This window comes from Bacillus sp. FSL K6-3312, from assembly GCF_038007485.1.
In the GTDB taxonomy this organism is placed as follows: domain Bacteria; phylum Bacillota; class Bacilli; order Bacillales; family Bacillaceae; genus Bacillus; species Bacillus pumilus.
Genome location: NZ_JBBOXI010000001.1, coordinates 2,925,227 through 2,937,350 on the forward strand (window position 1 = coordinate 2,925,227; position 12,124 = coordinate 2,937,350).

A 12,124-nucleotide genomic window follows, 5' to 3' on the forward strand; every position below is an offset into this window, starting at 1 on the left:
CGATATCGTGATTAAAATGTAACAAATGGGGGAAGAAAGCGTCTATAATCATCTTGACAGTCCAACTAGGTCGATCCTGTCTGTCGTGCTTTTATGCTCATGAAACAAAAGAATAAGATCATCAGCTAATGACATGATTATGCCCTACGCCCGATCATTTTCTTCAAGGATTTCCGTCGTATTCACATCAGGTCTGTAGCCTAACTCCTGCTTCGTGTTTTCCGTAGACCAAGGCTTTTCTTCGTTTTCTGATACGGCATAATATGTCCCAAAGGGAACGGCCGTATCAATCGCTGCCTTTATCATCCCTGCTAGATCTTCATGTGAAAGAAGTGTTCGTTTCGTCCGTTCTTTCTCGTGTAATGCCTCCATCTCATCTGTCACAACCGTTCCAATCCGTAAATTGATAACAGACATTCCCGTTTGATCGTGGAACAAACGGCCTAGCTGTTCAGAAGCAAATTTTAAAATGCCATAGACATTTTTAGTCGCAGGTACATCGTTTGTTGTAATATGTCTCCCTAGTAAGGAGCGTCCATCTTTTTCATAACGATCAGTCACGTGATTGCTGCTTGCAAAAATGACTTTTCGTATGCCGAGACTTGTAGCTGATCGAAACATAGAATAAGAGCTCCTCCAAAAAATATCATTCATTTTTTCAAACTCCTCATGATTCATCACATCATGCGTCATCTCCATGTTTAAAAGGTGTATGATGACATCTGTATCTCGCGGAATCGCCTCATATAATTCCTGTTCATTCGTTGCATCTGCAATAATAACTCCTTTTACACAGCTCGCTTGATCAATAATGGTGATCTCATACTCAGAAGAGAGCGTTTTTGTTAAAATACGGCCGATCACACCGCACCCGCCAATGATCGTGATCTTCTTCATGTGTCTCCTCCTTTCTAATGACGTAGTATGTCCAAGCCTTTATAGATTACAGCCATTTTTTTAAGAATCGAGTGGCCTCGTGACGCATAGCGGCTGTTTCAAAATGACCTGCATGAAGACCAACAAGCTGATACCGTTCTTTCAATGAAGCCGCTTGATAAGTTTGGCTCAATCCCTTTTGAATGCGTGCGACGCCTTCAGCAGGCGTGAGTGGATCAAGTTTTCCAACTAAGCTTAAATGCGGCCTTGGAAAAATCATTGCTTGAATATCAGCTGCCGTAAAGTGCTTTGCTAAGCTTGGTACATAGTAATAAAAGCCATGCCTGTCTAAATTGTTCGTTTCAATTAATGTGTGGTGATCGACCTGTGCACAAAGATCAATACACACACTGACCCTCTCATCAAGCGCAGCCGTCCACCAGGAAAGAAGCCCGCCCATTGACATTCCAAAAACAGCTAACCGGTCCGGCAGCACATCAGGTCGAGACAGCACATAATCAATTGCACACATGCTTTCATACAGCATCATGCCCCACATCACTTTCCCTGTTAAAAGCATTTCCTTAAAAATTTCACTTTCGGTTCTTCCTCTTCTCTCACCAAATCCTGCATGATCAATAGCCAGGACACTATAGCCTTTTGAGGTGAACTCTTTCGCATATGAAGGCTCTTGCAAATAATGAGCACCCTTGATGAGCTCTTCCTTCCCATCGACGTAGTTCCCACCATGAGAGTGCTGAAAGAGCACAACGGGTCTTTTTTTCACCGTATCCTTTGGCTTCACAAAATAAGCGGGCACTTCCTCCACACCATGGATTGAAAGAATGAGTGTTTCGACTACGTACGATTCACGATCCTCGATCTTTAACGTATATGCCTCCACGCGATGGCGTTCTGGCATTTCTCCTAACAGACTGAGCAGTTGTTCACGTTTGCTTTCCTTTTCCATTGACGTCACTCCTCCTTTTGTTGATCATCTGTTAACATACGAGATCGATCGTGCAATCACCTTGTTTTCGACAAAATTATGTCCCGGGAAATAAGGAACACCCACCGGTTCATACCGATGGGTGTCATCACTAATTCGCAACAATATTGACAAGCTTCCCAGGAACCGCAATCACTTTGCGAATGGTTTTCCCTTCAAGCTGTTCTTTTACACGTGCATCATTTTTGGCTAGCTCTTCTAACTGTTCTTTTGTTGCATCAGCAGGAACGGTTAATTTTGCTTTCACTTTCCCATTCAATTGTACGACAATTTCTACTTCATCGTCAACAAGCTTTGACTCGTCATATTGCGGCCATGCTTCATAAGAAATAGACCCTTCATGACCAAGTTTATTCCAAAGCTCTTCCGCTACATGCGGTGCAATTGGAGAAAGTAGTTTCACAAAGCCTTCTGCATATTCTTTCGGTAGTGTATCAGCCTTGTAGGCATCATTGATAAACACCATTAATTGTGAGATCCCTGTATTGAAGCGCAGGCCTTCATAATGGTCTGTTACCTTCATCACGGTTTCATGATAGCTTCGTTCTAATGCGCCTCCAGTTTGCTCCGTTACTTTATCACTGATTGTGCCATCTTCATTTGTGAATAGACGCCATACACGATCAAGGAAACGGCGAGCGCCATCAAGTCCTGTTTCAGACCAAGCGATTGATGCATCTAAAGGTCCCATGAACATTTCATAAAGTCGTAATGTATCCGCACCATGAGATTCTACGATATCATCTGGATTGACAACATTTCCTTTTGATTTACTCATTTTTTCATTATTTTCCCCAAGAATCATTCCTTGGTTGAACAATTTCATGAAAGGTTCTTTTGTCGGAACAACACCGATATCATACAAGAACTTATGCCAGAAGCGCGCATATAGAAGATGAAGTACAGCATGTTCTGCTCCGCCGATATATACATCAACAGGAAGCCATTTCTTTAGCTTCTCAGGAGATGCAAGCTCTTCTGAGTTATGCGGGTCAATATAACGTAAGAAATACCAGCAGCTGCCTGCCCATTGCGGCATTGTATTGGTTTCACGGCGTCCTTTTTTACCTGTAACAGGATCGACAACCTCAACCCAATCTTTAATATTGGCTAAAGGTGATTCACCTGTACCACTTGGCTTAATCTCAGTCGTCTTAGGCAAAATGAGTGGAAGCTCTTCCTCAGAAACAGCTGAAGAAGTTCCGTCCTCCCAATGAATAATTGGAATTGGCTCACCCCAATAACGCTGGCGGCTAAATAGCCAGTCTCTTAAACGATAAGTGACTTTCTTTTCGCCTTTTTGATGTTCTTCCAGCCATGCAATGACTTTTTCAATCGCTTCTTCTTTTCCTAATCCATCGAGGAAATCAGAGTTAATGTGTTTTCCATCACCTGTGTAAGCTTCTTTTTCAATGTCTCCGCCTTCGACAACTGCCTTGATTGGCAGATCAAATGTTTTGGCAAATTCATAGTCACGCTCATCATGGGCAGGTACCGCCATAATCGCGCCTGTTCCATAAGTAGCCAGCACGTAATCTGCAATCCAGATCGGCATCTTTTCACCATTTAATGGATTGATGGCATAAGCGCCTGTGAAAATACCCGTCTTCGTTTTTGCAAGATCTGTCCGCTCTAAGTCGCTCTTAGATTGAATTTCTTTCATATATGCTTCGACTGCTTCTTTTTGAGCAGCTGTTGTGATTTTTTCAACAAGTGCATGTTCTGGTGCAAGTACCGCATAGGTTGCACCAAATAATGTATCAGGACGCGTTGTAAATACAGTAAACTGTTCATCATGTCCTTCTACTTCGAAATGAACATGTGCACCTTCTGAACGTCCGATCCAGTTACGCTGCATATCTTTAATGCTTTCAGGCCAATCAATGTCTTCTAAATCTTCTAACAGCCTGTCCGCATATGCCGTAATCTTTAGCATCCATTGCTTCATCGGACGTCTTTCAACCGGATGCCCTCCGCGTTCACTTTTTCCATCAATGACTTCTTCATTTGCAAGGACTGTGCCAAGCGCTGGGCACCAGTTCACTGGTACTTCATCGATATACGCCAATCCCTTTTCGTACAATTTCAAGAAAATCCATTGTGTCCATTTATAATAATTTGGATCAGTCGTGTTGATTTCTCGATCCCAATCATATGAGAACCCTAGTGATTGAATTTGGCGGCGGAAGTTATTGATGTTCTCTTCTGTAAAGACCGCCGGATCGTTCCCTGTATCTAGTGCATACTGTTCTGCTGGAAGACCAAATGCGTCCCATCCCATTGGATGAAGAACATCATATCCCTGCATACGTTTCATGCGTGATAAAATATCCGTTGCTGTGTAGCCCTCAGGGTGCCCGACATGAAGTCCTGCTCCTGATGGGTATGGAAACATATCAAGTGCATAGAACTTTGGTTTATCTTCCGAGTCAGATGTGGCGAATGTTTTATGTGTCAGCCAATAATCCTGCCACTTCTTTTCAATTTCCCGATGCTGAAAACTCAATGTGAAAACCTCCTTTAATATGTACGGCTGTATCTGCTCAGATGACCACTGCAAGAATTCAGATTTTTCTAAAATCAACAAAAAACCCTCATCCCTGGAAAGGGACGAGAGATTTTTTGGTTCCCGCGGTACCACCCTTGTTAGCGTAACTTTCTGTTTGTACGCTCACTTAATATCTTTAACGCAGACATGCGACAGAAGCTTTAACGCAACTGCAACTCTGAGGCGAGTTCAGAAGCAGATTTGATTGACTTTCACCAGCCGTCAATTCTCTAAAGACAAATACTGCTTTCCTACTACTCCTCTTCACTGTTCTTATCGTAACCGTCATCTAAGTAGTATTTTATAGAATTATGATCATAAGTGCAAGCAGGTTTGTATACAATGGGAATGTACCCTAGATCAGGGTAAACTAGAGGATATTATTCGTGTGGAGATCGGTTATGACGGTTGGAGTCTGCATTCTGTGAATGCTGTTCTCTTACAAAATCAAAGCTTCGCAGAACTGCTTCTCCTCCGTAACCTGAAATAATTGATAAGATGACCAAGTGCAGACTAGAATCGGGATTTGAGGATAAGACAAGCAGTGTAGCGGCAATCATCCCAACGAGCCAATCTTCAATAAACCCTAAATAAATAAACTTTTTTGTCATTCTGGGCTTCTCTAGCCTGCCTTTTTTCTTTACGTGACCGAGAATGCCCATGACCCCTCCAATGGCGCAAGCAATAATGACTTGTTGCAGCATTTTCATCACCTTCCTAAAGCCCTTAGAATAGTAAAGCGACTTCAGGCTGTCCAGCCCCCTGTAATGCCATTCTGCTGTTCCGTCATAATCCATGTAAAAGGTCTATTCTCTCTAACGAAGAAAAAAAGCTTGTTTCTTCCATTATATGTGAATGACCCAAAACAATCTTGATGCAATGGAATCATTTTTACATAATCCATATTAACTATTTTTGTCATTTTATGAATTATGAGCAATTGATTCCTTCTTTTTCTAAAGAAAAGTCTCCTTACTTACTATATTCTAATGGAGGACAAACTATGATGACAAATTTAACAAAGCCATTGCAATCGTTGAAACAGAACATATGTTATGTTACGTTAGTAAGGAATACCTTTGGTTGAAAAGACAACCATTTGATATGTCTGATAGCAGCAACAAAGGAGGGTAATATGGTCAGCTCGAACATCTTCGGCTTACAAAAACAGCTTGAACTCATAAAAAAAGCGCTAGATCATGCGCGGATCGGTGTTGTCATTACAGACCCTTCTTTAGAGGATAACCCTATCGTTTATGTGAATCATGGCTTTACACACATGACTGGATACAAACCAGATGAAATTCTTGGGCGTAATTGTCGATTCCTTCAAGGGAAAGACACAGATCAAAAGCAGCTCGATTTAATACGTCATGGAATACAGAATAAAACACCTATTACCACACAGCTAAAAAATTATAAAAAAGACGGTACTTTTTTTTGGAATGAACTCAATATAGATCCTCTATACATTGAACAAGATGATAAAACATTTTTCATTGGCTTTCAAAAGGATATTACGAAACAGAAAGAATATGAACAGCTCCTAGAAGATTCCTTACAGGAAGTCACCTCTCTTTCGACGCCAATCGTCCCAATCAAAAATGGTGTATCTGCTCTGCCACTCATTGGAAAACTATCTGAAGAACGCTTTGATGCCATTGTCGCGAAGTTAACTTGTATATTAGATGATTCAAAGGATGATTATTTAATTGTCGATCTTTCTGGTTTAATCGATGTCGATGATTCCGTTGCAGCACGCATTTTCAAGCTGCATCGTCTTCTTAATCTAACCGGAACCGAACTGATCATCACAGGGATCAAACCGCAGCTTGCAATGAAAATGAAAGACTTGGATACAGATTTTCAGGATACAATCACTTATTTGACGGTTAAGGAAGCAATCAAAGGATTACCATTAGCTGAAAACCCTGTGTAAAACAGGGTTTTTCTAGTTGAAACGCCCCCTAAAAATGGAAAAATGAGGTATGATAGGTGTAATGAAAGATGTAGGGGGGGCTACTAGATGATGATGTTACTCATCATAGGTCTTTTATGTGTTTGTTTTGCCATAGGATATGCCGTCAATTTCTTATTACTCAAACACCAGAATGCGCAGATCTTTTCAAAGAAACTATTTTATCCTTTCTTGATCTTGGGTCTCATCTTTTCCATTATGTCATTACCGTTTGCTGCCACAGATGCACCGAAGGCACAAGCAGATCCATCTTCAGAACAGCTGTTAAAGGATCAAAAGCAGCTCACATCTGACATAACGCGCTTAAAAGCTGATAAAGAGGAACTTACCGCTTCTTTAGAGGACGCAACAAAGGATAAAGAAAAACTAGCGAAAAAGCTAGAAACCATCACCTCAGAAAAAGAAACAGTCAAAAAGCAAGAAAAGACTATTCAAGCGCTTGAAGAGAAAATAGACAAGCTTGCCTCAAGCAACGAAACACTTAAAAAAGAGAACAAGAAAAACAGCAGCGATACGGAGTCTTCTACCGTTCAGCGCTCCGCTCCTAAAGATGAAGGAAAAAGTACAGGCGGTCATGAATCACAGAAGGAAACAAAAAAAGAATCTGCAGCCTGTAACATTAAAGGAAGTGTCAACGGTATTTATCACACACCGAGCAGCAGATACTACTCTAGAACCAAAAATGTAACCAAAATGTTTTGCTCCGTAGAAGAAGCAGAGCGTGCAGGGTACCGGGCACCTAAGCAATAGCCATTTTTGTCACGAAAAAAAGAACCTCCTGTCAGCCCAATTGGGTGCCTTAGGAGGTTCTTTTTTTAGATTTCTCTTCTTAATGCTGCTAATACATTCGTTTTTGTTGCTTTACGTGCTGGGTTAAGCCCTGAAAGGATTGCTACCCCTGCGCTAATCACTGTTGCCGTAATCACAAGGCTGAGTGGAATGTAGGAGAAGGTGATCGAGAATTGATCACTTGACCCTCCCTCTGACATGGACGACAAAATAGCTGGAATGATTAAATTGACGGCGAAACTAATGATATATGAGATGATAATTCCGATGATTGACCCAATCACCCCAATATAAGCACTTTCCATCAGGAACATTCGCTTGATAATCGATGGATTCGCGCCAATGGCTTTCATAATCCCAATCTCTTGTGTTCGCTCTGTTACTGCCATTGTCATCGTATTAAAAATACCAATTGCAGAAATAATGACTGCAATACATCCAACAAAAATAAGTCCAATTTTGAAGACTGTAAAGAACATATCCATACCTTCAAGCTGATTCGTCACAGAGATGACTTGGTAGCCCTCATCTGTCAGCTTATTCGTGAGTGCACCGACATTATCGAATTTATCTGCATAAACAGAAGTCATTTTCTCGACATTTCCTGCTTCAGGAGATAGATCGAGTATTTGACCAAATTCCTTTTCATACGCATTCGGAATAAAAATTTTATGATCCTCTTGCCACTCCAGTTTCGGCTTTTTCAACACACCTACTACACGGAAATCAAATGTTTTTTCTTTGACGACTTCATTTTCTTCATTGAGTTTTGGTACTTTGACTTGAATCACTTTATTTAAAATATCTTTCGTGTAGCCCTTAGGCTCCTTTGGCATTTCTTCACCATTTGATGTCTGATTTAATTTTTTTTCATAGGCTTGGCGTTCTTTTTTTGTCCACAGTTGTTCAGCCATATGATACCCGACCACAATTTCGTTCGCTGATGTTCGGACTTTCCCTCGGTCTAGCTCAAGCCCTGCTTCTTTTTCTTCTTTCATATCGGTTAGAGCAGCCTGCGTTTCACCTGAGCGATCATCGAGCTCGACGTTTACCAATGGAATGAGCGCCGTTCTTGAGACGACAGATTTCACATGATCATATTTCTTTAAATCATCTACTTTGACGTCACCCTTTTCCTTGCCTAACACTTTCACTTCTGTGATGATTTGCTGTTTCATGATTTCATCTTGCGCCGATTTTTGCAGACCAAAACCAACAGATGCTAAAACGATTAAGAAAGAGCATGCCATTGTCGTCGCAAGAATGGTCATAAACACACGCAATCTATTTTTCTTCATGTTTCTTCTAATGAATTTGACCTGATCTCTAAATTTCAATGGATTGTTCCCCTTTCTTTAATACACCATCATGAAGCTGGAACGTGGTATCTGCGATTGAAGCGACTTCATCGTCATGTGTAATGATAACAAACGTGATTCCTTTTTCACGATTAAGCTGCTGGATAAAGGCTAAAATTTCTCCTTCGGTTTCTGAATCTAGACTGCCTGTTGGTTCATCCGCTAAAATAATAGATGGATTTAAAATCAAGGCTCTTGCAATACTCACACGCTGTTGCTGCCCGCCTGACAACTCATTCGGGTAATGCCCTGCATGATGTTCTAGACCTACTCGTTTCAGCATTTCTTCTACTTTCGCCTTTCGTTCAGACGGCTTCACACCTTTTAAAGTGAGCGGAAGTTCAACATTTTCATACGTCGTTAAGCTCCCGATCAATTGAAAGCTTTGAAAGATAAAACCAAAGTGATCTAAGCGGAAGTCCGCCCATTCTTTTTCATTAAAGCCAGTCACATCGGTCCCATCAATGACAATTTGTCCGCTCGTTGGCGTAATATATCCTGAAATTAAGTTCAATAAGGTCGATTTCCCCGAACCGCTCCGACCCACAATACAAGCAATGTCGCCTCTTTTGATGGATAGGTCAATCCCTTTTAGCACAGGAATCTCATTCTCTCTGCCCTTTTTACCAATTGTAAACACATGATCTAACGCTTGAACCTGAATCATCTCTACTCCCCTACTCTCTGTTTATCTTTTTCGATATATTAAGAAATAACTTGTTAGTGCGCCTACAGCTCCACCGATGAGCATGCCAGCGATATAACCAAATATAGAATTATCTGAAGAAAATCCAACCCAGCCAAATCCTAGAACACCGAAGACAATAACCATAATCTGAATGGGCCGGTCGATTTTTTGATAAAGAAAGAAGCGGCCATTTCGTTCAATTGGATGTTTTATAAAGCTAATTAAACCAATTAGATAAAACAGAACCATCATGACAATAGGGATAATAATTTTTTCACCCGAGAACCAATGAGGATAATCAGATTGGAAAGGTTCAGTTGTAATATAAATAATTGGAGACATAGGCGATATCAAATGAACGAAGCTCTTACCTAACCAATCCCCACTTGTCTTCAAGATAAAATCTAAATGAACAATCGGTAATCCGATCACTAAAAAGGGTAAAATAGCTGTGCTGAACCCAACAATTGCTTGTGAAATGGAACTTCCGGTTAAAGTACCAGCTGCAAAAAATAAACTATAAAACATTAAGGAGGTCACAAATGAAATGACATAACCGCTATGAAAGCCAGATGTCTCTAGTGGATTCAGTCCCAAAATAAGTAAATACGTAAGAACATACGATACGGCATGAACGATTGCAATGATTCCAGCACCTAAAAAAAACTTTGTATGATAGATTGTACTTCTGTTAAACGGCAAAGATAAGGTAAAGTCCATATGCCCTTTATTTCTCTCAAATCCTAGCTGAATGACAGCAAAGAAGACCCCCATTAACCAAGAAAGGGAGAGAAACACATCTGTATTAAAGAAATAAGAAAAACGCGGTGAATCTACAATACACTCTGCATCCTTTAGACATGTTTGAAAAGACGAATATTCCATTAAGAATGCAAAGGGCGTTGCAAACACCGCAACCAGCATGACTAAAATAAATGTCAGCTCTGATTGCTTCCACTCCTTATATAATAATTGCCGCTTTACCATCTCCGTTTCCCTCCAAACTTTGCAATGAATACTTCTTCTAAATTGACAGGCAGTTCATGCCATACTTTTGGTTGCAGCGACTTTAAGTACTCTTTAGCCTCTACATCGGTTTTAAGAACAAGCGCTGTATAAAAAATGCCAGCTTGATCTAATATAGCAACACCATTTTTTCGTATACTCAAGTTCATATCTTCTTCAAAAGCCATCTGGATTTTTAGATAATCATTCTTTAATTCATCAAGATCCATGACACTTGTGAGTTGATTTCCTTCTAAAAACCCGATTCGGTTACACATACGCTCAATATCCTCTAATCGGTGCGATGTGATGAGAATCGACGTTTCACGTTCCGCTACCTCGTCGATCATGAGCTGAAGAACATCATTTCTTGTGACGGCATCAATACCATCTGTCGGTTCATCTAACAGAATCACGGCTGGCTTGATCGCAAAGCTTAAAATTAATGACAGCTGCTTTTTTAACCCTGTCGATAGTTCACGGTATTTTACTTTTTCCGGAATTTCATAGCGGTTCACAAGCTCATTGGCATATGTCACGTCAAACTTCGGATAAATATGCTTTAACAGCTGGACAAGCTGCCCGTAATTGTATCTGTCAAAGTAGGGATTGACGACTGGCATATACACAATATTTTGCTTTACTAACGGGTGGTCTTTCACAAGCACGTCTTTAAAATAAATCTCTCCTTCATCTGGAAGAAGAATTTGCTGAATCAAGCGGAGAAGTGTTGTTTTACCAGAGCCATTCCTGCCAAGCAAACCAAAGATCTCACCTTCGCCTATTTTGAAGGAAACGTTACTGAGTACTTCACGTCCATTTAATGTCTTCGATACATTTCTAACCTCAATCAACTTTTTTTCCTCCCTCAAGACTTGAGCCGATCTCTTCTATCCATTCCTTCAGTTGTTGAATATCAATACCGGCATAATGAGCTTCTATAATGAGTTGTCTTAATTGCTCCTTCATCTCCAATACCTTCCCTTCATTCAGCTTTAACTGAGCCTCTTCTGTTACATACGTACCGCGACCTCTTAGTGTTTCAATAATCCCTTCCCGCTCAAGCTCCTTATATGCTTTACTGACGGTGTTTGGATTGGCGATGATAATAGTGGCGAGCTCTCTGACAGAGGGCAGTTTGTCACCAGGCTTCATTACACCTTTTAGACATAAAATTTTGAGTTGCTCAATGATTTGTTCATATATTGGCGCAGCGCTTCGTGGATCTATTTGAATCATGATGGCTCCCTCTTTCCTCATTCATGCTTTTGCAGTCCTATTGCTTGTTCATGCCCTTGCATTAAAGGGATTGAATTAAGTATCAAATCTTTTTGAACTTCAAAACCAATGAAAACGAGAACGAAAAAAAATGTACATGCTAACACAACAGCCAGCACCATCCACTTCAAATTGATTGGTTTTTTTTCTTTTTTCATGGTTGAACACCTTTCTTCACTTTTTAAGTGTCTTTAGTGTATTAGTTGATGTAGTACACTCAATACAATATAGACACTCAAATAAAAAGTCAATAGCCTTTCAAAAATAAAAAACAGACCCTTTAAAAAAGGATCTGTTTATCATTCGTTGTCGTAAGAAATACCTAAAATCATTTGATTTTGCAAGCTTTGAATTTGAACACGCGCCCTGTCTAACCGCTCTCTTTGCTGGTCATTGGCGACATCTTTTAATTTTTCTAATTCGTTGACTGCATCTTCAAGCATAAGCTGTGCCTTAGAAAATTCGTCCTCATTATAATGCTCTTGGCGTAAGTTCAAATCAAATTGCTCATTTGCAAACTCAAGGGTTTCAGTACTTTTTTGGATAAATTCGTCGATCGACTGCCTTGTTGCCATCCTGCATTCCCTCCATTTCA

13 protein-coding genes and 1 other annotated feature are annotated in these 12,124 nt (G+C 40.4%); of the genes, 2 read left to right on the plus strand and 11 right to left on the minus strand.

All coding sequences use genetic code 11. The features are described from left to right. Positions 1 to 144: 144 nt before the first annotated feature. The 4 genes from MHI11_RS15250 to MHI11_RS15265 all read right to left on the minus strand — a co-directional run bounded on the left by MHI11_RS15250 (position 145) and on the right by MHI11_RS15265 (position 5,143). Positions 145 to 897: an NAD-dependent epimerase/dehydratase family protein gene (locus MHI11_RS15250; protein ID WP_340961435.1), complete on the minus strand. Its 753-nt coding sequence runs from the start codon at positions 895 to 897 to the stop codon at positions 145 to 147. A gap of 46 nt (positions 898 to 943) precedes the next feature. Continuing rightward, entirely contained in the window at positions 944 to 1,846 is a 903-nt protein-coding gene (locus MHI11_RS15255) for a dienelactone hydrolase family protein (RefSeq protein ID WP_111911352.1), read from the minus strand. A gap of 130 nt (positions 1,847 to 1,976) precedes the next feature. Further along, positions 1,977 to 4,391 carry a leucine--tRNA ligase gene (gene leuS / locus MHI11_RS15260; RefSeq protein ID WP_065098645.1) on the minus strand — a complete coding sequence of 805 codons (2,415 nt, stop codon included), beginning with the start codon at positions 4,389 to 4,391 and terminating at the stop codon, positions 1,977 to 1,979. Between the two features lie 97 nt (positions 4,392 to 4,488). Further along, positions 4,489 to 4,710: a binding site (T-box leader), on the minus strand. A 103-nt stretch (positions 4,711 to 4,813) separates the two neighbouring features. Then, the gene (locus MHI11_RS15265; protein ID WP_223250657.1) at positions 4,814 to 5,143 is read right to left on the minus strand and encodes a DUF4257 domain-containing protein; all 330 of its coding nucleotides are present in this window, start codon (positions 5,141 to 5,143) and stop codon (positions 4,814 to 4,816) included. A gap of 425 nt (positions 5,144 to 5,568) precedes the next feature. On the opposite strand from MHI11_RS15265, the gene MHI11_RS15270 reads away from it, so the two are divergent. Further along, positions 5,569 to 6,372 carry a PAS domain-containing protein gene (locus tag MHI11_RS15270; RefSeq protein ID WP_003217570.1) on the plus strand — a complete coding sequence of 268 codons (804 nt, stop codon included), beginning with the start codon at positions 5,569 to 5,571 and terminating at the stop codon, positions 6,370 to 6,372. 87 nt (positions 6,373 to 6,459) lie between these two features. Further along, positions 6,460 to 7,161, plus strand: a complete 702-nt coding sequence (locus MHI11_RS15275) for a coiled-coil domain-containing protein (protein WP_044142165.1) — start codon at positions 6,460 to 6,462, stop codon at positions 7,159 to 7,161. A gap of 65 nt (positions 7,162 to 7,226) precedes the next feature. Here the strand turns inward: MHI11_RS15275 and MHI11_RS15280 are convergent, their stop codons facing one another. From MHI11_RS15280 to MHI11_RS15310, 7 genes are all read right to left on the minus strand, one after another. After that, positions 7,227 to 8,537, minus strand: a complete 1,311-nt coding sequence (locus MHI11_RS15280; RefSeq protein ID WP_340961438.1) for an ABC transporter permease — start codon at positions 8,535 to 8,537, stop codon at positions 7,227 to 7,229. Further along, on the minus strand, positions 8,527 to 9,225 hold the full coding sequence (locus tag MHI11_RS15285; RefSeq protein ID WP_044142163.1) for an ABC transporter ATP-binding protein: 699 nt from the start codon (positions 9,223 to 9,225) through the stop codon (positions 8,527 to 8,529). The genes MHI11_RS15280 and MHI11_RS15285 overlap by 11 nt, the downstream gene beginning before the upstream one ends. Before the next feature lie 21 nt (positions 9,226 to 9,246). Next, on the minus strand, positions 9,247 to 10,233 hold the full coding sequence (locus MHI11_RS15290) for an ABC transporter permease subunit (protein ID WP_106065798.1): 987 nt from the start codon (positions 10,231 to 10,233) through the stop codon (positions 9,247 to 9,249). Then, positions 10,227 to 11,105: an ATP-binding cassette domain-containing protein gene (locus tag MHI11_RS15295; RefSeq protein WP_044142161.1), complete on the minus strand. Its 879-nt coding sequence runs from the start codon at positions 11,103 to 11,105 to the stop codon at positions 10,227 to 10,229. Before MHI11_RS15295 ends, MHI11_RS15290 begins: the two co-directional genes overlap by 7 nt. After that, a complete protein-coding gene (locus MHI11_RS15300; protein ID WP_044142160.1) occupies positions 11,098 to 11,490 on the minus strand; it encodes a GntR family transcriptional regulator in 393 nt (130 codons plus the stop codon). The genes MHI11_RS15295 and MHI11_RS15300 overlap by 8 nt, the downstream gene beginning before the upstream one ends. A gap of 17 nt (positions 11,491 to 11,507) precedes the next feature. Then, positions 11,508 to 11,687 (minus strand): hypothetical protein, encoded by a 180-nt coding sequence (locus tag MHI11_RS15305; protein WP_003217546.1) that lies wholly within the window; start codon positions 11,685 to 11,687, stop codon positions 11,508 to 11,510. Positions 11,688 to 11,828: 141 nt separating this feature from the next. After that, the gene (locus tag MHI11_RS15310) at positions 11,829 to 12,104 is read right to left on the minus strand and encodes a YtzC family protein (protein ID WP_034665376.1); all 276 of its coding nucleotides are present in this window, start codon (positions 12,102 to 12,104) and stop codon (positions 11,829 to 11,831) included. Between the last annotated feature and the right edge of the window lie 20 nt (positions 12,105 to 12,124).